The organism is Variovorax sp. WDL1 (assembly GCF_001541225.1).
Lineage (GTDB): Bacteria > Pseudomonadota > Gammaproteobacteria > Burkholderiales > Burkholderiaceae_C > Variovorax.
This window is the reverse complement of sequence record NZ_LMTS01000021.1, coordinates 13168-36763: the sequence shown is the minus strand read 5'-3', so window position 1 is coordinate 36763 and position 23596 is coordinate 13168. Positions and strand designations below refer to the sequence as shown.

17 protein-coding genes are annotated in these 23596 nt (G+C 69.8%); 5 read left to right on the top strand and 12 right to left on the bottom strand.

What is annotated here, in order from left to right:
* Positions 1 to 27 precede the first annotated feature (27 nt).
* Entirely contained in the window at positions 28 to 1503 is a 1476-nt protein-coding gene (locus APY03_RS01970) for a sensor histidine kinase (protein WP_068673410.1), read from the bottom strand.
* A 77-nt stretch (positions 1504 to 1580) separates the two neighbouring features.
* On the opposite strand from APY03_RS01970, the gene APY03_RS01965 reads away from it, so the two are divergent.
* Positions 1581 to 3887 (top strand): glycoside hydrolase family 3 N-terminal domain-containing protein, encoded by a 2307-nt coding sequence (locus APY03_RS01965; protein ID WP_068673434.1) that lies wholly within the window; start codon positions 1581 to 1583, stop codon positions 3885 to 3887.
* A 33-nt stretch (positions 3888 to 3920) separates the two neighbouring features.
* Entirely contained in the window at positions 3921 to 4994 is a 1074-nt protein-coding gene (locus tag APY03_RS01960; RefSeq protein ID WP_068673408.1) for a DUF72 domain-containing protein, read from the top strand.
* On the opposite strand, the gene APY03_RS01955 is transcribed toward APY03_RS01960, so the two are convergent.
* From APY03_RS01955 to APY03_RS01915, 9 genes are all read right to left on the bottom strand, one after another.
* The gene (locus APY03_RS01955; RefSeq protein ID WP_068673406.1) at positions 4975 to 6696 is read right to left on the bottom strand and encodes a tannase/feruloyl esterase family alpha/beta hydrolase; all 1722 of its coding nucleotides are present in this window, start codon (positions 6694 to 6696) and stop codon (positions 4975 to 4977) included. The genes APY03_RS01960 and APY03_RS01955 overlap by 20 nt on opposite strands.
* A 171-nt stretch (positions 6697 to 6867) precedes the next feature.
* Positions 6868 to 7776: an SDR family NAD(P)-dependent oxidoreductase gene (locus APY03_RS01950; RefSeq protein ID WP_068673404.1), complete on the bottom strand. Its 909-nt coding sequence runs from the start codon at positions 7774 to 7776 to the stop codon at positions 6868 to 6870.
* A gap of 81 nt (positions 7777 to 7857) precedes the next feature.
* Positions 7858 to 8796 carry a 3-keto-5-aminohexanoate cleavage protein gene (locus APY03_RS01945; protein ID WP_068673402.1) on the bottom strand — a complete coding sequence of 313 codons (939 nt, stop codon included), beginning with the start codon at positions 8794 to 8796 and terminating at the stop codon, positions 7858 to 7860.
* A 20-nt stretch (positions 8797 to 8816) separates the two neighbouring features.
* Positions 8817 to 9563 (bottom strand): ABC transporter ATP-binding protein, encoded by a 747-nt coding sequence (locus APY03_RS01940; protein WP_068673401.1) that lies wholly within the window; start codon positions 9561 to 9563, stop codon positions 8817 to 8819.
* Positions 9560 to 10312 (bottom strand): ABC transporter ATP-binding protein, encoded by a 753-nt coding sequence (locus APY03_RS01935; RefSeq protein WP_068673399.1) that lies wholly within the window; start codon positions 10310 to 10312, stop codon positions 9560 to 9562. The genes APY03_RS01940 and APY03_RS01935 overlap by 4 nt, the downstream gene beginning before the upstream one ends.
* Complete coding sequence (locus tag APY03_RS01930) at positions 10309 to 11589, bottom strand: branched-chain amino acid ABC transporter permease (protein WP_443082793.1); 1281 nt, start codon at positions 11587 to 11589, stop codon at positions 10309 to 10311. The genes APY03_RS01935 and APY03_RS01930 overlap by 4 nt, the downstream gene beginning before the upstream one ends.
* 7 nt (positions 11590 to 11596) lie before the next feature.
* Positions 11597 to 12538: a branched-chain amino acid ABC transporter permease gene (locus tag APY03_RS01925; protein WP_068673395.1), complete on the bottom strand. Its 942-nt coding sequence runs from the start codon at positions 12536 to 12538 to the stop codon at positions 11597 to 11599.
* Positions 12539 to 12585: 47 nt separating this feature from the next.
* Complete coding sequence (locus APY03_RS01920) at positions 12586 to 13827, bottom strand: branched-chain amino acid ABC transporter substrate-binding protein (protein ID WP_068673393.1); 1242 nt, start codon at positions 13825 to 13827, stop codon at positions 12586 to 12588.
* Positions 13828 to 13849: 22 nt separating this feature from the next.
* The gene (locus tag APY03_RS01915) at positions 13850 to 14641 is read right to left on the bottom strand and encodes an SDR family oxidoreductase (protein WP_068673391.1); all 792 of its coding nucleotides are present in this window, start codon (positions 14639 to 14641) and stop codon (positions 13850 to 13852) included.
* Positions 14642 to 14859: 218 nt separating this feature from the next.
* Here APY03_RS01915 and APY03_RS01910 point away from each other — a divergent pair, with 218 nt between their 5' ends.
* Entirely contained in the window at positions 14860 to 16815 is a 1956-nt protein-coding gene (locus APY03_RS01910) for a helix-turn-helix domain-containing protein (protein ID WP_068673389.1), read from the top strand.
* 15 nt (positions 16816 to 16830) lie between these two features.
* Here APY03_RS01910 and APY03_RS01905 read toward each other — a convergent pair whose 3' ends face one another.
* Both APY03_RS01905 and APY03_RS01900 read right to left on the bottom strand, forming a co-directional pair.
* Positions 16831 to 18492 carry a carboxylesterase family protein gene (locus APY03_RS01905; RefSeq protein WP_068673432.1) on the bottom strand — a complete coding sequence of 554 codons (1662 nt, stop codon included), beginning with the start codon at positions 18490 to 18492 and terminating at the stop codon, positions 16831 to 16833.
* A gap of 95 nt (positions 18493 to 18587) precedes the next feature.
* Complete coding sequence (locus APY03_RS01900; RefSeq protein ID WP_068673387.1) at positions 18588 to 19568, bottom strand: Bug family tripartite tricarboxylate transporter substrate binding protein; 981 nt, start codon at positions 19566 to 19568, stop codon at positions 18588 to 18590.
* A 224-nt stretch (positions 19569 to 19792) separates the two neighbouring features.
* On the opposite strand from APY03_RS01900, the gene APY03_RS01895 reads away from it, so the two are divergent.
* The gene (locus APY03_RS01895; protein WP_068673385.1) at positions 19793 to 20716 is read left to right on the top strand and encodes a LysR family transcriptional regulator; all 924 of its coding nucleotides are present in this window, start codon (positions 19793 to 19795) and stop codon (positions 20714 to 20716) included.
* A 129-nt stretch (positions 20717 to 20845) separates the two neighbouring features.
* A partial coding sequence (locus APY03_RS01890) for an acetate--CoA ligase family protein (RefSeq protein WP_157103363.1) occupies positions 20846 to 23596 on the top strand: 2751 nt, incomplete at its 3' end.

Sequence of the window (23596 nt, the reverse complement as noted above, 5' to 3'; positions counted from 1 at the left end):
CGTTGCTGTTCGACTTGGGAGCGGCTCTCATGCAGGACGCTCCTGCGGCGCCAACGGCAGGCGCAGCGTGAAGCGCGCGCCGCGCGGCTGCTCGGGCTCGGCGGACAAAGAGCCGCCCATCGCGCCGGCCAGCGTCTCGCACAGGCTCAGGCCCAGGCCCAACCCACCCTCGCGCGTGCTGAAGAAGGGTTCGAAGATGCGTGCGAGCAGCTCGGGCGCGATGCCGCGGCCGTTGTCGCTCACGCGCAGCACGCCTTGCCCGTCCTGGCGCTCCACCGCGAGCCGCAACTGCCGCTCGCCGGCCGGGAGCTCGTCGAGCGCCTGCAGCGCGTTCATCAGCAGGTTGTGGACGATCTGCTCCAGCGCCACCGGCTCGGCCTGCACGCTGACCGGCGCCTGCGTCGCGCCTTCGAGCACCGGCGCGATGGCGCGCTTGTCGAACTCCGGCGCCAGCAGGTGCAGCGCGCTGCGCACCGCGTCCTGCAGCGGCACCGGCCTGGCGGCACCCGCCTGGCCCGGCCGCTCGATCACACGTCGAAGGCGCCCCACGACATCGGCCGCGCGCCTTGCCTGCTCGGCCGCCTGCTGCATCGCGCCGCGCGCGGTCGCGAGCTCCGGTGGCTCCTCGTCGAGCAGCCGGCGCGCCGCCTGCGTGTTGGCGAGCACCGCCGTCAAAGGCTGGTTGAGCTCGTGCGCCATGCCGGCCGCGAGCTCGCCGAGCGCATTGAGCCGCGCGACCTGGCCGAGCCGCAGCAGTTCCTCGGCGCGGCGCCGCTCGATACGCTGGCGCCGCAGCGCGCGGGCGCCCCACAGCACGCCGCCGATGGCGCCGGCCCATGCCAGCATCCAGCCCCAGGGCAGCTCGCTCCACGACACATGGCGCTCGGCCACGAGGTCGAAGGCCTGGCTGTCCGACGCCAGCACCTTGCGAAACGAGAAGGACCAGCCCTGCGGCAACGCGGGCCGCCCGGGCTGCACCACAAACTGCTGCCCCGCGCGCTCCAGCACCACGCGCACCGGGCTGGTCTTCGGGTCCATCGGCCAGTCGCGCGCCGGCACGGTGCCTGCCAGGTCGATGTCGAGCGCATAGCTGATCGGCGTGGCGCCGATCACGAGCCGGTAGCGGCCCATCGCGAGGTCCTGGCCGGCGAGCTCGGGGCGCCGAAGCTCGCGCGACCTTGCTTCGGCGTCTGCCAGCACGCGGTCGGACCAGGCCCCGCCGGCCTCGCGCCGTTCGACGCCGAGGATCGAGGGGTAGACCGCCGACAGCCGCTGCTCGGGCCGCTCGGCGTCCGCCCCCGGCGCCAGCAGCGCCAGCGTGGCCAGCACGGCGTCGTACTGCACCACCTGCTGGCTCATGAGCCGGTGCGCAATGCGGCCATTGACCTCGAAGTCCTCGTGCAGCTGCGCCAGCTCGGCGCGCGCGATCCAGGTCGCGCCCGCGCCGCCGAGCAGCAGCCATGCGAGCCACCATCCCCCCTGCGTGCGCAACCATTGCCTCATGGCGCGGATTGTGCCCGCGCGTGCCGGAAGACCGACGCAAGCGGGGGTGTATTGAGCAGACCGCGACAATGGCATCGATGAGCGTTCGCAGCAGCTTCCCTCGCCTCGCCCTCCTCCTCCTTCTCCTCCCCCTTGCCCTCCTGGGCGCCTGCGCCACCGCCCCCTCGCCCGGCGGGCTCGACCGCGCGTCGCTGGCGCGCATCGAGTCGCTGATCGCGCGCATGACAGTGGAGGAGAAGGCAGGCCAGCTGAGCCTCTACGCCCCCGCCGCCGTCGACACCGTGGCCAACCCGCAGGGCGCGCGCCAGAGCGAGGAGGAGCAGCTGGCCCAGATCCGCGCCGGCCGCGTGACGGGGCTCTTCAACAACGAGGGCCTGGAAGGCAAGCGCCGCGCGCAGCAGGCCGCGGTCAAGGAGTCGCGCCTGGGCATCCCGCTCATCTTCGGCGCCGACATCATCCATGGCTTCCGCACCGTATTCCCGGTGCCACTGGCCGAGGCCGCGAGCTGGGAGCCGGCCCTGGCCGAGCGCACCGCGCATGCCTCCGCGGTGGAGGCCACCGCAGACGGCTTCCGCTGGACCTTCGCGCCGATGGTGGACATTGCGCGCGACGCCCGCTGGGGCCGCGGCATCGAGGGCGCGGGCGAAGACGTCCACCTCGGCCGCCAGTTCGCCGCCGCGCGGGTGCGCGGCTTCCAGGGCCCCGAGCTCGGGCGCGCCAACGCCATGCTCGCCACGCCCAAGCACTTCGCCGGCTACGGCGCGGCCGAGGGCGGGCTGGACTACAACGCGGTCGATCTCTCCGAGCGCACGCTGCGCGAGGTCTACCTGCCGCCCTTCCGCGCCGCCATCGATGCCGGCGCGCTCTCGGTCATGAGTGCCTTCAACGAGATCGGCGGCATTCCCTCAAACGCCAACCGCGCGCTGCTGACCGGCGTGCTGCGCGAGGAATGGGGCTTCCAGGGCTTCGTGGTCTCGGACTACACCGCCGACGAGGAGCTGATCGCGCACGGCTTCGCGGCCGACGGGCGGGAGGCGGCCAAGCGTGCCTTCCTGGCCGGCACCGACGTCAGCATGCAGAGCGGCCTGTACATGAAGTACCTGCCCGGCCTGGTGGCCGAGGGCGAGGTGCCGATGTCGCGGCTCGACGACGCGGTGCGGCGCGTGCTGCGGATCAAGCAGCGGCTCGGGCTCTTCGACCACCCCTTCCGCGGCCTCGAGGACGCGCCCGGCCCGCGCTTCGATGCCGCCGCGCACCAGGCGCTGGCGCGCGAGGCGGCGGGCCGCTCGATCGTGATGCTGCGCAACGAGAACGACGTGCTGCCCCTGCCGAGGTCGGGCAGGCGCATCGCGCTGATCGGCCCCTTCGCCGGCACCGACGACCTGTTCGGCCCGTGGCGCATCTTCCCCGGCCAGCAGCCGCCCGTGGGCATCGAGCAGGCGATCCGCCAGTCGCTCGCCGCGCCCGAGCTGCTGACCGTGGTGCGCGGCGCCAACGTGGAAACGCCGATCCCCGGCGGCATCGAGGCGGCCGTCGCGGCCGCACGCGAGGCCGACGTGGTGCTGCTGTCCATCGGCGAGAACGACCAGATGTCCGGCGAGGCGCGCTCGCGCAGCGACATCGAGATCCCGCGCGCCCAGCAGGAACTGGCCGAGGCCGTGGCCGCCACCGGCAAGCCGGTGGTCGTGCTGCTGCGCAACGGCCGCGCCCTGGCGCTGCGCGGCGCGGTGCGCAATGCCAACGCCGTCCTGGTGACCTGGTTCCTCGGCTCGCAGACCGGGCCCGCCATCGCCGACGTGCTGTTCGGCGACGTCAATCCCTCGGGCCGGCTGCCGGTGAGCTTTCCGCAGACCCCGGGCCAGGTCCCCTACTACTACGCCCACAAGCGCACCGGCCGGCCGCAGCTGGCCGACGCCCCGGCCACCTTCTACAAGGCACGCTACCTGGACGCGACCAACGACCCGGCCTTCGCCTTCGGGCACGGCATGGGCTACGCGCGGGTGCGCTACGACGCGCTCGAAGTCAGTCCCGCGCGAACGTCGTGGGACGGCACGGCCACGGTGCGCGCGCGCATCACCAACACCGGCCAGCGCGACGCCGAGGAAGTGGCGCAGCTCTACGTCGCCCATCGCGCGGCCAGCATCACCCGCCCGGTGCGCGAGTTGAAGGGCTTCCGCAAGCTGCGTATCCCTGCGGGCCAGTCGGCCACAGTCGAGTTCACGCTCACGCGGGCCGACCTGATGTTCATCGGGCAGGACATGGTGCCGACGGTGGAGCCGGGGCAGTTCGACCTGTGGGTCGGCCCGTCTGCGGCCGGAGGCCTGCGCGGCGGCATGACACTGCTGCCGGAAAGCCGGCGCTCCTTCTTCTTCAGCGGCAACTGATCGGCATCGGTCAGCGTGCCGAAGCGCCCCACGATGCAGGACTCCCTCTTCGACGACCCGACCGAAGCCGATCCGCCCGCCGCGGGCGAGCCTTCCCCGACAAGGAAGCGTGCCCCTGCCGGCGGCCCGAAGGTCCGGCCCGCGCCCGCCACCCCTGAACAGCAGGCACTCGCGCGCAGCCTGCCCGCTGCGCTGCGCATGGGCACCTCCTCCTGGTTCTTTCCCGGTTGGGCCGGCATGGTCTGGGAGGGCGATTACGAACAGTCGGTGCTGTCGAAACACGGCCTGGCCGCCTATGCGCAGCACCCGCTCTTTCGCACCGTGAGCCTGGACCGCAGCTTCTACCGGCCGCTCTCGGCCAGCCAGTACGCCGCCTACGCCGCGGTGGTGCCGGAGGACTTCCGCTTCATCGTGAAGGCGCCCGGCCTGCTCGCCGATGCGCTGGTGCGCGACGAGGACGGCCGCGGCATGCAGCCCAACCCGGCCTTCCTCGATCCGGCGCTCGCGGTGCAGGAGTTCGTGCGGCCCGCGCTGGACGGCCTGGGCTCGAAGCTCGGTGTGCTGGTGTTCCAGCTGAGCCCGATCCCCGCGCCGATGCGGGCCGACCTGCCGGCCCTGCTGCAGCGCCTGCGGCGCATGCTGGAGGCGCTGCCCGCGCTACGCCCTGCCGCGCCGGACGGCGTGATCGCGGTCGAGCTGCGAAACCCGGAGCTGCTCACGCCCGCGCTTGCCGACATGCTGCGCGAATGCGGTGCCACCTATTGCCTGGGCCTGCACCCCAAGATGCCGCCCATCGCCGCGCAGTTGCCGCTGCTGCGCGCGCTGTGGCCGGGGCCGCTGGTGTGCCGCTGGAACCTGAACCGCCTGCACGGCGCCTACGGCTACGAGGAGGCGAAGAAGCTCTACGAGCCCTTCGACAAGCTCGCCGATCCCGACCCCCGGACCCGCGAGACCCTGGCCCGCGTGATCGCCGGCACCACCAGGGCGGGCCACGCGGCCTACGTGGCGATCAACAACAAGGCCGAGGGGTCGGCGCCGCTGTCGGTGCTCGCGTTGGCGCAGGCGGTGGCGGCGCTGGATGCCTCCCCTACTGGCTCGCGCAGGTGAAGGAGGATGCAGCGTTCACGTCACCCGAGCCACCGTAGCGCGGCCAGGTCGGGTAGTCGCACAGCGGCCGCGTGCGTCCCGGTACGCCGACCGTGTCCCGGGTCACTTGCGCCGTCGGCGCGACACCTGTCTCGGCCCACTGCTCCAGCGCCGTGAGCGAATCCCAGGTGCCGTTGAACTGGCTGCTCACCGCATGCCCGAGGCCCGGGACTTCGTAGTAGCGCGCGAAGCTGTCCACCGTGCCCTGCCCGAATTGCCGCACGAGCCGGGTGTAGTAGTCGGCCGTGGCGCGCGAGCTGACCAGCACGTCATGCAGCCCGTGCGCGAGCAGCAGCTTGCCGCCGCGCCCGACGAAGCCCGAGATGTCGGTGGACTGGTCGATCATCCGGCTCAACACGCCCCAGCGCTCGGCCAGCGGGCTCGCGCTTTCGGGGTCGAAGCTCAGCGGGTTGAAGGCGAGGTCGCGCGTGATGATGTTCTTGAGCACCTGGTCGAGCTGCTGGCTGATGTACGGCGCGGTGGCCGGCATCGGGTTGGCCGGCGGGCTGCTGCCGAGGTTGAGGAAGGTCACTGTCGGCTGGACCGCCGTCGTGATGGACGCGATGCCCAGGTCCGCGCCCCAGACGTTGTAGCCGGGGTAGCCGGTCTCGCCGCTCGCCAGCGTGAAGCCGAAGCTGGCCGGCCCGTTCATCGCCTTCACTGCATCGATCTGGGCATCGGAGAGGCAGGTGCCGGCGGTGTCCGCGCCGTCGGGGCAGCGCAGCGGCGCGCCGTTCAAGGTGGCGGTGGCGGGATCGAAACTCGCGTTGCAGGCGGCCTGGTTGCTGACGAGTCCGTCGGCAACGCCGTCCAGTGCATCGCAAGCCTGGATGGCCGCCTGGAAGAGCGCCAGCCGCTTGGGAGAGCTGGGGTAGGCGCCCGGCCTCGACAACGCAAGCGTGGCCTTCTGGCCGCCCAGCATCGCGGAGGCCTGGTTCCATGCCGGGTACCAGGCGATGGCGCCGTCCCAGTCGGCGGGCCAGCGCTGGATGCTCTGCAGCGCTTCCCGCCCGCCCGTGGAGCCGCCGGCAAAGTAGGACTTGGCGGGCGCGGCCGCGTAGCGGGCCTTGATCAGGAACACGGCGGCATCGCGCGTCTTCTTGAGGGCGTCGCCGCCCCAGTTCCGAAGGGCCTCGTCGTTCAATCCGAACGAGCCGTCCAGGGAACCCCGCGCGCCTGCCTGGTGCCCGGAATCGCTCGCGAACACCGCATAGCCGCGGGCGAGCGGCAGCGGGCGGTCCGTCGGGCCGTTGGGGACATTGCCCACGACATTGGGAATGGAGCCGTCGAAGCCGCCGCCGCCATACATCAGCGCCTTGGTATTCCAGTGGGTGGGCAGTGCCACGCGGAACAGGATCTTCGGCGCTGCGGCATCGACGGGCGAGATGCTCCCGGACACCAGGCAATGCTCGGGCACCGCCGCGGCGCCCGTGCCGCTCGCGGCGACGACGTTGGCCGCGGTCACCGTCCCGCCCTTGGTGGGCAGGCCGATGGCGGACTCGGGGATCTCCATGCCGGCGAGCTGCGCACAGCTGCGCGGGAGATACACGAGGAAGGGCAAGCCACCGCCGCCGTCACCGCCGCCGCCGCAGGCGGTCAACAGCACGGCGGCCATGCAGCTCAATGAAAGGCGGCTGCGCACCCGCACATTTGTCGCGTTCATCTTTTGTCTCCGGCATTGTTGGTTGTGGAGCGCCGCGTGCAGATGCGACGGCGCAACAGGAAGTCTGGTCAGTACCGGCCCGCCAGCCAATGTCGTCCCACCACACACGCTGCCCCGCTTCGATGTGCGCGCGCGTCATCGTGCCGAGGCGGGACAACCCTGGCGTGCACCTCAGTCTGCGCCGGCAAGCTCCGTCGCCAGCCCGGCCTTGGAGAGCTCCAGCCTGTACTGCTCCCAGCCCGAGGCCGGAACCATTTCGCCGCCGCGGGCGCGGATCTCCTCCAGCCGCGCGCGAACCTGCCCGGCGGCGTCTTCTTCATCGTCGACGAAGACCCCGCGCGTCATCGTCACGTGCGCGCACTCGAAACTGCCCGCGCCGGCCAGCAGGATCATGCGGGTCGGCGCGTCATCGCCCACCAGCGCGACGAGGCCGGGGCTGACCTTCCCGGGGACAAGCCCGGCCAGCGCGTCTTCGGGCAGGATGCCCGCAGTCATGCCGGTGGCCGCGCTGGGCGCCAGGCAGTTGACGCGGATGTCATGCCTGGCGCCTTCCAGCGCCAATGTCTGCATGAGTCCTACCAGGGCCATCTTGGCGGCGCCATAGTTGGCCTGGCCGAAGTTGCCATAGAGCCCGGACGAGGACGTCGTCATCACGATGCGGCCGTGGTTCTGTGCGCGCATGCGGTCCCACACGGCCTTGGTGCAGTTCACGGCGCCCATCACGTGCACATCCAGGACCAGCCGGAAATCGTCCAGCGGCATCTTGGCGAAGGACCTGTCCCGCAGGATGCCGGCGTTGTTCACGAGGATGTCCACGCGCCCCCACTGTTCGACTGCCTTGGCGACCATCGCCTCCATCTGGGCGAAGTCCCTGACGTCGCCGCCATCCACCATGGCCTCGCCGCCGCGGCGCCGGATGTCCTCGGCGACCTGCGCGGCGGACGATCCGTCGCGCTCACCTCCGAGGTCGTTGATCAGCACGCGGGCGCCCTGCCTCGCCAGCTCGAATGCATGCGCGCGCCCGAGGCCGCCCCCTGCGCCGGTCACTACCGCCACCTTGTCCTGCAGATATTTGCTCATGTAGCTCCTTCAAGAAAACACGATGGGTCCTGCCTGCACGCAATCCTGCGAGGCAGCCCCGAAGATCAGAACGTCAGATGATCAGAACGCGACCGCGTCCTGCCCCTTGAGGCCGAGCATCGCCCTCGCCTCTTGCGGCGTGGCGATCTGCAGCGACAGCTCCTCCAGGATGCGACGGATCTTGCGCACCTGCTCGGCACACGACCGGGCGAGCTGGCCCTTGCCGAGGTACAGGCTGTCCTCCAGGCCTACGCGCACGTTCCCGCCGAGCACCGCGCCCATCGTGAGCAGCGGCATCTGGTGGCGGCCGGCGCCGAGCACGGAAAAGCGGTAGCGGTCGCCGAACAGCCGGTCGGCCGTCGACTTCATGACGACGAGGTTCTCGGGGTCGGGGCCGATGCCGCCCAGGATGCCGAGGATGCACTGGATGAACAGCGGCCCCTCCACCAGACCCTCGTCCATGAAATGCGCCAGGTTGTAGAGATGGCCGACGTCGTAGCACTCGAACTCGAAGCGCGTTCCGCAGTCGTCGCCCAGCACCTTCAGGATGCGCTTGATGTCCCGGAAGGTATTGCGGAAGATCAGGTCCTCCATGCCCTCGACGTACGGCTTCTCCCAGTCGTGGCGCCATTCCTGGATCTTGCGGGCGGCCGGATGGATGGAAAAATTCATCGAGCCCATGTTGAGCGAGCACATCTCCGGCTTCGCCTGCAGCGAGTACGCCAGGCGCTCCTCCAGCGTCATGCGCGTGCTGCCGCCGGTGGTGATGTTGATGACGGCGCCCGTGGCCGCCTTGATCTGCGGCACGAATTGGACGAACACCGCCGGATCGGCCGTCGGCCGCCCATCCACCGGATCGCGCGCATGCAGGTGCAGGATCGCCGCCCCGGCCTGCGCCGCCTCGATGGCCTGCTGGGCGATCTCCTGCGGCGAAAGCGGCAGGTACGGCGACATCGAGGGTGTGTGCACCGAGCCGGTGACAGCACATGAAATGATGACCTTGTCTTGTGAACTTGCCATTGAATGCTCCTCGGCCTGCTTCAGACGGCCAGCCAGTCCGCCAGCAGCTTCTCGTCGGCGGCGAGCTGCTGGGGCGTTCCCTCGAAGACGATCTGCCCATGGCCCATCACGCACACGCGCGTGGAGACCTTCAAGGCAATCGCCAGTTTCTGTTCGACCAGCACCACGGCCACGCCCCTGCGGTGCATGTCCTTGATGCATTCGCCCACGGCGACGACGATTTTGGGCGCGAGCCCTTCCGTCGGCTCGTCGATCAGGATCAGCTGCGGGTTGCCCAGCAGCGAGCGGCAGATCGTCAGCATCTGCTGCTCGCCGCCGGACAGGCTGCCGGCCTTGGTGTTGCGGCGCTCCTTCAGCCGCGGGAAGTAGGCGAACATGTCGTCCACGGTCCACCGCGTGGCGCCTTGCGTGGGCGGCTGCTCGCCCATGCGCAGGTTCTCGTCGACCGTGAGGTTGGCGAACACCTCCCGCTCCTCGGGCACGTAGGCGATGCCCGCGCGGCAGATGGCATACGGCCGCGCGCCGGTGATATCGCGCTCGCCCAGCCGGATCTGCCCGCCGGTGGGCGCCACCAGGCCCATGATCGCCTTCATCGTGGTCGAGCGGCCCGAGCCGTTGCGCCCGAGCAGGCTGACCACCTCGTTGCGGCCCACCTGGAAGCTCACCCCATGCAGGATGTGGCTCTTGCCGTAATGGGCGTGCACCGCGTCGAGCGCCAGCAGCGACTCGGCCGTCTTCGGAGCGGCAGTGCGGCTCACTGGGCTCATGCGACCTCCTCGCCCAGGTACGCTTCCTTCACCGCGGCATTGCGGCGGATTTCCTGCGGCGTACCGGTGGCGATCACCTCGCCGTAGACCAGCACGCTGATGCGGTCGCTGATGGCGAACACCACCTGCATGTCGTGCTCGACGATCAGCAGCGCGCGGCCGCGCGTCACGGTTCGGATCAGCTCCGCGGTGTACGCCGTCTCACCGTTGGACATGCCGGCCATCGGCTCGTCCAGCAGGATGGCCTTCGGATCGGAGGCGAGCGTCATCGCGATCTCCAGCGAGCGCTGCTCCGAGTAGGACATCTCCCCCGCGATGGTGGCGGCGCGCCGTTGCAACCGTACCTGCTCCAGCAGACGTTCCGTCTCTTCGCGGATGCGCGCATCGCGGGCGACCAGCCTCCACAGGTTGTTCTGCAAGCCATGCGGGCGCATCACCGCGAGCCGCAGGTTCTCGAAAACGCTCAGCTTCGGAAAGATGTTGGTGATCTGGAACGAGCGCGACAGGCCGAGGCGGTTGACCTCCTGCGGCGGCTTGCCGTCGATGCGGCGGCCATCGAACACGATCTCGCCCGCGCTGGGCGCGAAGTGGCCCGAGATGAGATGGAACACGGTGGACTTGCCCGCGCCGTTGGGCCCGATCAGCGCATGGCGCTCGTCGGGCAGCAGATCGAGATCGACGCCGCGGATGATCTCCGTCTGGCCGAAAGACTTGCGCACGCCGCGCAGGCTCAGGATGGGCGGGGTCATAGGGCAACCTCCGCGTTGTGTGCCGCGGTGCCCATGCCGCGCTCGCCTCTGCTCTGGAGCCCTTCGACGCCGCGGCGCACCGCATAGACAAGCGCACCTCCACAGGCAAGAAGCGCAACCGGGACCGCCCACGTCGATGCGTCCGAAGGCAACCACGACCGGCCGAACAGCGCGATGGCCGGCCACGCCCCCCCGGGGGTGGCGCCGGCCAAGGCGCGGTAGTCCTGCGAGAACATGCGCTGCAGCAGCTCCACCGCGAACGCGATCCCGGCCGTCAGCAGCGCTGCGGCGGCGATCCACGCGAGCAGCACGGGCACCAGCCGCGCCAGCCCGATCTGCCGGCGCAGCTGCGACGAGGCGCGGAACAGGCCGGCGAGCCCCTCCGGCATGAACAGCATCACCAGCACGAAGAGCGTGCCCTGGTAGAGCAGCCACGACTGCGTCAGGTCCGACACGGCGTAGCCGAAGAAGGTCATCAGCGAGGCGCCCAGCGCCGGGCCGAGGAACACCTTCACGCCGCCGATGTAGGTGTTCAACACGACGGCGGCCGACAGCTGTGCGTCGAGAACGACGTAGTTGGCCGCCTCGTTGCTGACCACTTGCAGCCCGCCCGCGATGCCGGAGAACATGGCGGAGATGGAGAACACCAGCACGCTGAGCCGGTGCACGTCATAGCCGAGGAAGCGCAGCCGGTGCCCGTTCTCGCGCAGGCCGAGCGCCAGCCGGCCGACCGGCGTCAGCGTGTACACGTAGAGGAGCGCGAGCGACACCAGCACCCATGCGAGCGTGAGGTAGTACACCTGCGTGGTCGAGCCGAAACCGAGCCCCATCGAGGGCATTCGCATCGACGAGATGCCCGCCTCGCCGCCGAACAGCCCCTTGAGGTGCGGCGCCAGCGCATGCAGCAGTTCCGCGATGGCCAGCGTGATCATCGCGAAGTAGGTGCCGGTGCGCTGGGTGGCGAACCAGCCGGCGATGGCACCGATCGCCAGCCCGCCCAGCGCGCCCGCCAGCGGCAGCAGCGGCGTCGGCAGCAGCCCGGTCCCGCCGACGGCGTTCATGGCATGGACGGTCGCGAACGCACCCACGCCGAAGTACGCGGCATGGCCGAAGGACAGCATGCCCGCCTGGCCGCACAGCACGTTGTAGGCGCTGGCGAACAGCGCGGCGATCAGCATCTGGATGGCGGCATTCACCAGCCCCTGCGACAGCAGCAGCGGCACGCCGGCGAGCAGCAGCACGGCGATCCCCACACCGAAGACACGCGAGAGAGACATCATGGTGTCAGCCCTTCTCGCCGAGCAGGCCGCCGGGCCGCACCAGCAGGATCAGCAGCATCAGCGCGAAGGGGATCGTCGCGGCCAGGCTCGACACCTTCAGCGTCAGCAGCCCGCCCACGCCTTCGGCCCAGGCGCGCGCGCCCACCAGCGCGAAGGCATCGGCCAGCGTCGCATCGACCGCGACGGCCAGCGAAGTGATGACGCCGATGAGCAGCGACGCCAGCATGGCGCCTTCGAGCGAGCCGAGCCCACCGACCACCACCACCACGAAGACCATCACGCCCAGCTCCAGGGCCATGTTCGGATTGGTGGTGTAGAACGCGCCCGCGACGGCACCCGCCAGGCCGGCCAGCGCCGCGCCCACGCCGAACACGCCCATGAACACCAGCGGCACGTTGTGCCCCAGCGCCTCGGCCATGCGCGGCCGGTAGATGGCCGAGCGCACGACGATCCCGACGCGCGTGCGCGTGAGCAGCAGGTAGATGGCAACGAACATCGCGACCGCCACGGCGCCCATCAGCAGGCGGTACACCGGATAGTCCGCATGGCCGAGCGTGAAGGCGGCAAAGTCCAGCGACCTGGGCACACGGTAGTTGACCGGGTAGTTGCCGAAGAACAGCTTGACCAGCTCCGCGATGATGAACGACAACCCGAAGGTCAGCAGCAGCTCGTGCGCGTGGCCGTGGTGATGAACGCGCCGCAGGAAGAAGCGCTCCACCACCGTGCCGACCAGGCCCACGAGCAGCGGCGCCACCGCCAGCGCACCGAAGAAGCCCAGCACGTCCTGCAGCGCGTAGGCAAAGTAGGCGCCCAGCATGTAGAACGAGGCATGCGCGAAATTGAGGATGCCCATCATCCCGAAGATGAGCGTGAGGCCGGCCGAGACCATGAACAGCAGCAAGCCGTAGATGATCCCGTTCAGCAGCGAAACGACGAAGGTGTCCATGTGCCTTGACTGAGTGGGCCGGCCGCGCGGGCCGGCCGCCGGGTGGATCAGGAGGCGCGCTGCATCTTGCAGCTGGCCTGCGCGGGCGTTGCCGCCTCGGCCGCGGAGAACAGCTTGACCGGCTTGAAGCCCATGTCCGTGTCGTCGGCCTTGTACCTGGCATCCTTGGTTACCGTGGAGACGACCATCGGCAGCAGCACCTGGTGGTCGGCCGCGCGCATGCTCATCTCGCCCATGGGCGTCTTGATCTTCGCGGTCTCGATGGCCGCGGCCAGCGCGTTGACGTTCAGCTTGCCGCCCTCGGCCTTCACGCGCTTGAGCGCATCGGCCACCATGGCCAGGCCGAAGACGGTCTGCGGCTCGGTGGCCGCGGGCAGGTGCCCGGTCTTGGCCTTGTAGTCGGCCACGAAGCGCTCGCCCTCGGCGCCGCCGGCCTCGGCATTGAAGGTGTGGGCGACGAAGTGGCCGAGCGCCAGCTCGCCCGCGTTGGCGATGTTGCCGGGCTGGTCCAGGAAGATGGTGCCGAAGCGCGCCTTCAGGCCTGCGGCCTTGGTGGCCTTCATCAGCAGCAGCAGGTCGTTGGACCAGTTGCCCGTCATCACCGTGTCGGCCTTCGCCGCGCCGATCTTCGCCACGTACGGCGCGAAGTCCTGGATCTTGTTCACGTCGTGCAGCGTCTTCTCCACCACCTGGTAGCCGCCGAGCGCGGCGTTGTCGGAGATGGCCTGCTCCATGTCCTGGCCCCAGGAGTAGTTCTGGTTGATCGCGTACACGCGCGAACCCAGCGCATTGGCCTGCTTCATCGCCAGCACCAGCGCCTTGGTGCGGACCTGGGCGTTGCCGCTGAAGCGGAAATGGTGGAAGTGGCACTTGTCGCCGGTCAGCTCCAGCGCCTCGGCGCCGACGTTCACGTAGATCATCTCCTTGCCGGGATTGCGCAGGTTGTGCTTGCGCACGTCCTCGGTGATCTGCCCTCCGACGGCCGACGATGCGCCCTGCACCACGACGTGCACGCCATCCGCGATGGCGGCCTTCAGCTTGTCGGCCGCGCCCGCCGGCCCGCCCTGGTTGTCGTACTCGAGCAGTTGCACCGGCTGCCCGTTCCAGCCTCCTTCGGCGTTCATCCGCTCGACCGCGTACCGGGCCGCCGCACGGTACGTCTGCCCGGACGCGGCCTGCGGCCCGGAAAGCGTTTCGATCACGCCGATCTTCACGGGGTCGGCGAAGGCCGCACCCGAGGCCATGCAGGCGGCGATGGCGGCGAGGGAAAAATGGCGAAGCGATTGCATCAAGGTCTCCTTTTGAATTCACTCACAGGTATTCGACGTTGGCGTCGACGCTCACCGCCTGGCCGGTGACGTTGCGCGCGGCGGGGGCGCAGAGGAACAGCGCCATGGCCGCCACGTCCTCGGCGGTCACCATGCGGCGCAGCGACATCTTCTGGAGGTACTGCTCGCGCATGGCGTGCGCACTGAGGCCGGATGCGGCCGCGCGCGCCGCGATGACGGCGTTCATGCGGTCGCCCTCCACCGTTCCCGGCAGGATCGCGTTGACGCGCACGCCGTGCGGGCCGAGCTCGATCGCCAGCGACTTCATGAGGCCGACTACCGCCCACTTGGTGGACGCGTAGGGCGTGCGGTAGGCATAGCCCAGCCGGCCCGCCACCGAACTCATCGCGATGACGCAGGGATTGGCCTTCGATGCCTTCAGCAGCGGAATCGCCCGCCGCGCGAAGAGAAACTGGCTGTTCAGGTTGACGGCCACCGTCCGCTCCCACATCGCCGCGTCGATGCTTTCGATGGCGGCCGTGGGCCCGGCGATGCCGGCGTTGTTGACGAGGACGTCCAGGCCGCCGAGCGTGCCGCGAACGTCGTCGAAGACAAGGTCGACTTCGGCCTCGACAGCGGCATCGGCCATGCTGCTGGTAATGCCGGGGATCTCGCTCGACAGCCGGTCCAGCGCCGCCCGGTCGATGTCGCACACATGCACGTGCGCGCCGGCTTCGCTGAAGGCGCGGGCCACCACCGCGCCGATGCCGCTGGCGCCGGCCGTCACGAGCACTCTCAGGCCGGCTTCGGGCCTGAGCGAATCAAGAATGGTCATGGCGTGACTTTCGCGGACGGGCGGACTGCATCCAATGTCTCGCCGCCACATTGCCTCGCCGCTTCCGGTGTGCCCGGAAGACTTCGCGAAAACCCTAGTGGGCCGCAACGCCCCGGTCGCCCGCAGCCGCACGTGCCAATGAGCCGCGCTCGAAGCGCGAGGCTCTGCTAGCCTCTGCCCCCGCCGCTGGAACTTCAGGTGGCGCAAGGAGCAAACGAATGGCAAGCGAGGTGGGTTCGGTGGGCATCGAAGAGATCGGCTGCGACCTCATCAGGATGCTGCACCAGGGCGCGTCGGCCGACGAGTTCGCGGCGCGCCTCGCGCAGGTCGAGGCGCTGGCCGCCGGCGGCCCGGGCCGCTCGGGCTGGGGCGAACTGGTGCGCATGGCGATGGGGGTGCGCAACCGGCTGGACCTGTGGCAGCAACGCGAAAGCGGCATGCTGACCGTGATCGAATCGGCGCGCGAACTCTCCAGCCGGCTCGACCTGAAGGAGCTGCTGCGCGCCATCGTCTCGCGCGCGCGCAACCTGCTGGGCTCGCAGGTGGCGTGGCTGTCGACGTACGACCCCGAACTCGCCGCCTTCCACGTGCTGGCCACCGACGGCGCGCTGGCGCAGAGCACCGGCGACATGGTGGCCGGCCGCGGCCTCGGCATCGTGAGCGTGGTGCTGGCCACGCGGCTGCCCTTCACGACACCGGACTACCTGCACGACACGCGCTTCCCGCACGACCAGCAGCTCGACGCCACCTTCCGCGACGAGGGCATCGCCGCCGTGGTCGGGGTGCCGATGCTGTGGGAGGACGAAGTCATCGGCCTGCTCTTCGTCGCGGACCGCTACCACCGCACGCACACGGCGCAGAGCATCTCGATCCTCTCCACCCTGGCGACGCATGCGGCAGTGGCCATCAAGAACGCCAGGGCCTTCGAGCAGGCCAGCGCGGCCGTGAAGAGCGCCGAGGCCGCGCGGGCCGAGCTCGAGCGGCACGCCCGCAAGGTGCAGGCCGCCGCCGAGGCGCACGAGCAGATGACCACCCTGCTCGCCAAGGGTGCATCGCTCGCCACGCTGTGCGAGTCGGTCGCCGGCTTGATGGAAGGCAGCGTGCTGGTGCTGGACGAAGCAGCGCAGGTCATCGGCCGCGGCACCGCCCCTGGCTATGCCGGATCAGGTGCGCAGCACTACGCGCCGCACGGCGACAACAGCAGCGCACTCGCGAGCGCGCTGCGGCACAGCCGCCAGCTGGGCCGCTCCGTGGTGGCCTACGAGGCGGACGGCGAGTCGTGCAGGGTCAACGCGGTGATCGGTGGCGACGATGTGCTCGGTTCGGTCCTGCTGTTTCGCCGCGGCGAGCTCGACGAGATGTCGGTCCGCACCTTCGAGCGCAGCACCAGCATCGTGGGCATCGTCCTGCTCTCCAGGGACCGGATGGAGGCGAACAAGACGCGCGATCTTTCCACGCTGCTGCGCTCGCTGATCTCGCCGCGGCAGGACGATCTCGCCATCCTCTGCGAACGCGCGGCACGATTCGGCGTGGACCTCTCGCAGCCCAGCTCGCTGATGCTGGTGGATGTCGGCGAGCCTCACGCGGGCCATGCCGCACGCCGCCTGCGTGCCGCGAACCTCCTGCCGCATGCCGTGTTCGACGACATCGAGGGCGTGCTCACGGTTCTTTGCGCAACGACGCGGGCCGAGGACGTGCGCCGCATCGTGACGGAGCATGCCCGGGACGGGTTCCCGGCCGACCACCGCGGCATCCTCTCCAGGCCGCTTTCCGGGCCCGCGGAAATCCCCGGCGTGTACGTGACGCTGCGGCGCGCGCTGCCCGTGCTGCGCCGCATCGGCGTTCAAGGCCACGTGGTCGCCCAGAACGAAATGGCACTCTACGCCACACTCTTCGAGACACACGACCAGGTGAGCCTCGCGGCGTTCCTGGAGGCGACCATCGGCGCCCTGACGGCCCACGACCAGAAGCGCGGCTCGGAGCTGGCGGCGACCTTGCTCAACTACTTCGACAGCAACCAGAACGCGAAGCTGACCGCCCAGCGCCTGGGCATCCACGTCAACACGGTGCGGCAGCGGCTGGCCACCATCGAGGACCTGATCGGCCACTGGGGCAACGCCACCCGCGCGCTGGAGATCCACATGGCGCTGCGGCTGTGGAGCCTGAGCGCCTAGGCCCGGGCGCGCTGCTCACCGCGCGGAGATGCGCGCCGCCTCCGGCGTCGCGTCGAACACGATGCGCGAGGGCCACGGGCGCCATGGCGTCCCGAGCGCCGGGTGGTTCGGGTCGCCGCTGTGCGCGAACGCACCCAGGCTCTTCATCATGGCCTCCGACAGGGCCATGCGGCCTGGCCTGTTGGCCTTGGTAAAGGAGATGTTGGCGAACAGCGAGGGGCCGAAGTTCCCGAAGACGAAGGGCAGGTCGAACGCGTGCGCGGCGCCGAAGATGTCGTCGAAGGGCCTGGGCAGTTCGTCCCAGTCGAACTGGTAGAGCCAGATCGACGATTGCTGCGTCTGCAGCGCATTCAGCATGTCGTCGCGGATTGCCATGAACCAGATGCGGTTGAGCTCCTGCGCGCGTGCGTTGAAGCCCGTCACCGGCGCGTTCACCGGCAGGTACTGCGCTGGAATCCAGTCTTCGATGCGCGTCGCCGGAGGTCCATCCGGATCGTGCTTGTACGCGATGGAGAACACGCGGGCATCGTCGATGAGCCGCCCGCTCGCGCCGCCCAGGCTGGGCCGCAGCGCGAACAGGCCAGGGAACAGCTTCGTCTCGTCGCGCGTGCTGCCGGCGAGCACCGGCACCTTCGCATAGCGTCCGGCGCGCACGCCCGCGATCGGGTCGGTCGCCACCACCGTTCCATCCGCAATCGGGTTGGACGCGGCCATGCCCAGCGGTGCCAGGCGGGTACGAACGGTGGTCAGCAACGCATCGGGCGATTTGCCGCGAAGGTATTCGGCAATCTGCTGCGGCGTGCGGGCGGCCAGGTAGGCCTTGGCCGCCGCTTCGTCAGGCACCGTGCCGTCGGCCATGAGCGAGTGCGCCAGCAGCGCCTGGCCACGCGTGGCCCACACGGACGAAGGGAGCACGCCCGGAATCGAGCCGGGCGGCAGCGTGGCGGCCGTGGAGAGCCCGCCGCTGAGGGCCACCACGCGGTGGAACAGCTGCGGCGATTTGCCGCTCAGCATCGGCGACGTCATCAACGCGTACACGTTGACTGCACCTGCCGATTCGCCCATCAAGGTGACGCGGCCTGGGTCTCCGCCGAAGCTCGCGATGTTCTTCTGGACGAACTCCAGCGCCTTCACCAGGTCCAGCAGCGCGAAGTTCCCCGAGTCTTCCGCAGGAACGCCGGGCTTGAGCTGGGCAAGATCGAGGAAGCCGAAGATACCCAGCCGGTAGTTGACCGATACCACCACCGCGTCCGCGGTGCGCGCGAGATTGGCTCCGTCGTACACCGGGTCGGCGGTGTACCCGGTGATATTGCTGCCGCCGTAGACCCACACGATGACTGGGCGTGGCCCCACCGAGCGTGCGGCCGGCTCCCAGATGTTGAGGGTCAGGCAGTCTTCGGAGCCCAGCGTCTGCCCGAGCGTCGCGCCGATGGTGGCGTCGTACCGGTTGTTCAGGCCGGGGCCGTAGAGGCGCCCGGTCTGCACGCAGGCAGGGCCGAAGTCCGTCGCGCGCCGCGCCGTGGTCCAGCGCTCGGGATCGACGGGCGCCCTCCACCGCAGCGGCCCCACGGGCGCCCTGGCGAAGGGCACGCCCTTCCAGCTGAAGGTGCCCGTGGCCGCGCGATCGTCGGTACCGGCCACCGGTCCGAACGACGTATTGCGCTGGGTCGCGGACATCGTGCCCACATGATGCGAGCAGGCCTGCAGCAGCAGGAGCGCGGCCCCTGCGCAAAGGCCGCGGAAAAGGCAGATGGCGGAACGCGTCTGCACGGCTATTCGCCCTTGATGCCGGCCTTGGCGATCAGGTCGCCCCACTTGCGGGACTCGTCGTCGATGAACTTGCGGAACTCCGCGGCGGTGCTGCCGCTGGGCTCCAGGCCTTGCGCCAGCAGCTTCTGCTTGATGTCCGGGTCCGCCAGCGCCTTGGCGGTTGCGGCCTGCAGGCGGTCGACCACGGGACGCGGCGTGGTGCCCGGCACCATGAAGCCGTACCAGCCGGACGCCACCACGCTCGGAAGGCCTTGCTCGCGCAAGGGCGGCGCGTCCGGGTACAAGGCGCTGCGCGTGGTCGCGGCCACGCCGAGCACGCGCAGCTTGCCGGCCTGGATGTGCGGCAAGGCGGTGGTGATCGCCGTGAGAGTCGCGTCCACGCGGCCCGCCAGCAGCTCGGCATAGGCCGGCGCATCGCCGCGGAAATGGACGATGACGCCCTTGATGCCGGCATCTCTCAGCAGCAGCTCGGCCGCAAGGTTGGGCTGGGAGCCGGCACCCGGCGAGCCGATGTCGAGCCCGCTGGGCTTGGTCTTGCCGTGCGCGATGAGGTCCTGCGCAGTCTTGAAACCGGACTGCGCATTGACGATCAGGAACAGCGGCGCCATGGCGACCAGCGCCACCGGCTGCAGATCCTTGCGCGTGTCGAACTTCTGCTTGCCGTACAGCGCTTCGGCGGTCGCGTACGGTGCCGCGGCATAGAGCAAGGCGTAGCCGTCGCCCGGGGCATGCGCCACGAGCTCGTTGGCCAGGCGCGTGCCCGCGCCCGGCTTGTTCTCGACGACGACTTGCTGGCCCAGCTCCTTGCCCAGGTAGTCCGCCAGGATGCGGGCCGAGATGTCGTTCGCGCCACCGGCGCCGTAGGGGGAAATGAGCCGGATGGGCCGCGAGGGCCAGGCATCCTGGGCGTGGGCGAACGATGCAGGGCCGGCCGACAGGCAGGCTGCGGCGGTGCCCAGCAGGGACCGGCGTGTGAACTTCATGGTGTCTCCTTTTTTGGGGCCGTCACGGCAGCCCGGGCAGCAACGCTAAGGCGTGGCGGGGCTATCGGGCAAGACGCTTTTTCCGAGCAATCTATCGGATGAGCTTATAAGTTCCCGTCGCGCCGAGCGACGCAGCCGCTACGGCAGCATGCAGGGACAAGTTGTCATTGACGGAGACTTATCATCTGCGCCGATAACTGTCGCCGGTGCGACGGAGGCTTCGGATGACGATGCATGTGACGCTGCGCCAATTGCAGGCCTTCGTGGCCGTGATGGAGGCCGGCAGCTTTTCTGAAGCCGCCGAGGCAATGCACCTCTCGCAGGCGGCGCTCAGCGGCCTGATCCGCGAACTCGAAAGCCGCGTCGGCGTGCGCCTGCTGGACCGCACCACGCGCAGCGTGTCGCCCTCTGCAGTGGGGGAAGCATTCGAGCCCATGGTGCGGCGCGTGCTGGCCAGCCTGGACGAAGCGCTCGACAGCCTGAGCAACCTCAAGGACCTGCGGCGCGGCGTGGTCCGGCTGGCCGCGCCGGAGCCCCTGTCCTGCACCTTGCTGCCGGAGTTGATTGCCAGCTACACGGCCAGCCATCCGGGCATCGACGTGCGCTTCGAGGACGTGCCGATCGAACTTGTCCTGGCCGGGCTGCAGAACGGCAGCACGGATGTGGGCTTCGGCCCGGCGGGCGTGGTGGCAGACGACGCCATCGAGGCGCACGTGCTCTGGGCCGACCCGCTGTGGGTGGCGCTGGCGCCGGGCGATCCGCTGGCGGACGCCGCTTCGGTGAGCTGGAAGGACCTGCGCGCCACGCCGGTGATCAACTACATGCCGAACTTCGCGCCGAACGTGCTGAGCCAGGTGCCGGTGCGCAATCACCCGCGCAAGATCGTGCCCGTGCACCGGGTGAACACCGCGCTGTCGATGCTGCAGGTCACGCGCGGCGCGGTCGTCTGCCCCTTCATCACGGAGCCCTTCGTCCGCGGCTTCGGGCTCGCCTTCCTGCCGCTGCTGCAGCCCCAGGTGAGCTGGCGCGTGGCGATGTTCGTGCGCCGCGGACTGTCGGTCTCGCCGGCGGTCGAGAGCTTCCTGCGCTTCGCGCGCGAATTCACGCGCGAGAAGGCAACCGGCAGCGCGGCCGGCCGCGGGCGCTAGATCCCGGCCCACTCCGCACCGCGCCGGATAAATCGGCCGCGGTTATCAATCTGTCGGAAATCTCAGTTTGTCCGATAGTTCGCCGGCCGCTATCTTGCGCAGCTTCATCCCTCCAAACTGAAGCAACCCGTGGCCACGCCAGACCTGGACTCCTTCTTCACGCCCCGCTCCATTGCCGTCGTCGGCGCCTCCGCCACGCCCCGCAAGATCGGGGCGGCGCCCCTTCGCTACCTCCTCGACCACGGCTATGCGGGAGAGATCTACCCGATCAACCCGAGCACGCCGGAGATGCACGGGGTGCGCGCCTATCGCAACCTGCGGGACGTGGGCCGGCCCATCGATCTCGCGATCTTCGCCATTCCTGCCCAGCTGACGGAAGCCGCGTTGGACGATGCGGTCGCCGCAGGCGTCAGGAACATCGTGATCTTCACCGGCGGCTTCGCGGAGGCCGGGCCCGAAGGCAGCGAGGCGCAGCGCCGCATCATGGCGCGCGCGCGTGCCGAGGGCATGCGGGTGCTGGGGCCCAACTGCCTCGGCTTCATGAATGCCAGCCGGCGCGTCTACGCGACTTTCTCTCCGGTACTGGCGACGGGATTGGCACCGGCGGGAACGGTCGGCATCGTCACGCAGAGCGGCGCATTCGGTGCCTACGCCTACGGCATGGCGCGCGAGCGCAACGTGGGGCTGTCGACCTGGATTGCCACCGGCAACGAAGGCGATATCGACGTGGCCGAATGCATCGCATGGATGGCGCAAGATCCGGCAACGCGCGTCATCATGGCCTACATGGAAGGCTGCAACGACGGCGCCAGGCTCAAGCATGCGCTCGGCCTGGCGCGCTCGGCCGGCAAGCCGGTCGTCATCGTGAAGGTCGGGCGAACGCCGCTCGGTGCGATGGCGGCGGCCTCGCACACGGCGGCACTGGCCGGCGACGACGCCGCGTTCGACGCGCTCTTTCGCCAGTACGGCGCCTGGCGGGCACGGACCATCGACGAGTTCTTCGATGTCGCACATTGCCTGGCGGTCTCGGGCATGCCGGCGAATGGCAAGGTCGGCTTGCTCACCGTCTCCGGCGGCGTGGGCGTGCTGCTCGCGGATGCCGCTGCGGAAGCCGGACTCGACGTCGCGGCCCTGCCCGAGGCGGCGCAGCGACGGATCCTCGACCGCGTGCCCTTTGCCGCGACCCGCAATCCGGTCGACGTGACGGGCCAGGTCACCTCCGAGATCGATCTTCTCGAAGTTGCTGCCAATGCCATGCTCGGCGGCGGCGGCTACGGCAGCCTGCTCGTGTTCCTCGCGGCCGCGGGCCTCACGCCTGCGATGCAGGAGATCCAGCTGAAGCTCGCCCGCGACCTGCGCCGTGATTTTCCGGGCCGCCTGGTGATGTTCAGCACCCTGGCCGACCCGGAGCAGCAGCGCGCCCTGGAACAACTCGGCTGCCTCACCTTCACGGACCCGAGCCGCGCCATCCGCGTACTCGCGGCCATGGATTTCTTCCGGGAGCACGCGGAGCACGCGGGCAGTCCGGCCGCCTGCGCCGCCGCCGGACCGATCGCACTGCGGCCCGGCACTTGCAACGAAGCCGATGCATTGGAGCTGCTGCAAGCCCATGGCATGCCCGTGGTGCCGATGCGCCGAGCCCGCACGCGGGGCGAAGCCGTCGCCGCCGCGGAGGAACTCGGCTATCCCGTGGCGATGAAGATCCTGTCCTGCGACATCACGCACAAGAGCGACGTGGGCGGAGTCGCGCTCGGCGTGGCCGATGCGGCGAGTGCCGGAGCCGCCTACGACCGGATCGTGGACGCGGTCCGCATCGCCGCCCCAGAGGCCCGCATCGACGGCGTCCTGGCGGCGAGGATGGTGCGCGGCGTCGAATGCATCCTCGGCGTGCACCGTGATCCGGTGCTCGGCCACGTCGTGATGCTCGGCGCCGGCGGGGTGAACGCGGAGCTGCTGCGGGACGTGACCTTCCGCCTCGCGCCGGTGGACCTCGACCAGGCGCGCGGCATGGTCGGCGAGCTCAAGACCGGGGCCCTGCTCCACGGCTTCCGGGGCGCACCGAAGGCCGACGTCGAGGCCCTGGCACAAGCGATCGTGCGGCTGTCGGAATTCGCCATTGCCGCGGGGGATGGCCTCGAGTCCGTGGACGTGAATCCCTTCGCCGTGCTGCCGCAAGGCGAAGGGGCGCTTGCATTGGATGCGGTGGTCGTCGGGCGCGGGCCCGAGCAAGTTTCCGCCACCGTGCGGGATCAGGTGATCGAGACGCTGCCGCTCTTCGAGATGGCCCGGATGCGGTCCGCGAACACCGCTCGCCGGCATCCGGTGGAAGGCTTCGCAGGCGACGGCCCGGGCTCCACGATGCGGTGGGTCAACCAGTTCACGCACACGCGCAAGCTGATCTCGCCCGACGACAAGGAAGTGGTGACGCCGAACAACGACACCTTGTTCACCAACGCATGGCTCGATCTCTCCGCGGGGCCCGTGGTCATCCAGGTGCCGGAGATGGGCGAGCGCTACTGGGTGCTCGGCTTCCTGGACGCATGGACCAATCCGTGGGCCTATGCAGGCCGGCGCACGACCGGCGGCGCGCAGCAGCGAATCTTCGTGCACGGCCCGAAATGGAAGGGGCCGGTGCCGCACGGAATGCATGCCATCAGCGCGCCGGGTGACGACGTGTGGGTCATCGGGCGCATCCTGGTCGATCACGACGACGAGGACCTTGCGCGCGTTCATGCGCTCCAGGACCGCTTCGGCATCTTCCGGCCGGACGGGTCGCGCGCGCTGGCGCGGCTCGATGTGCTCCTCGACGGCCGCCGTGCGGGCGTGCCTGACGCCGGCGACTACCTGCGCGTCATCGGCCACATGCTGGAGCGCAATCCT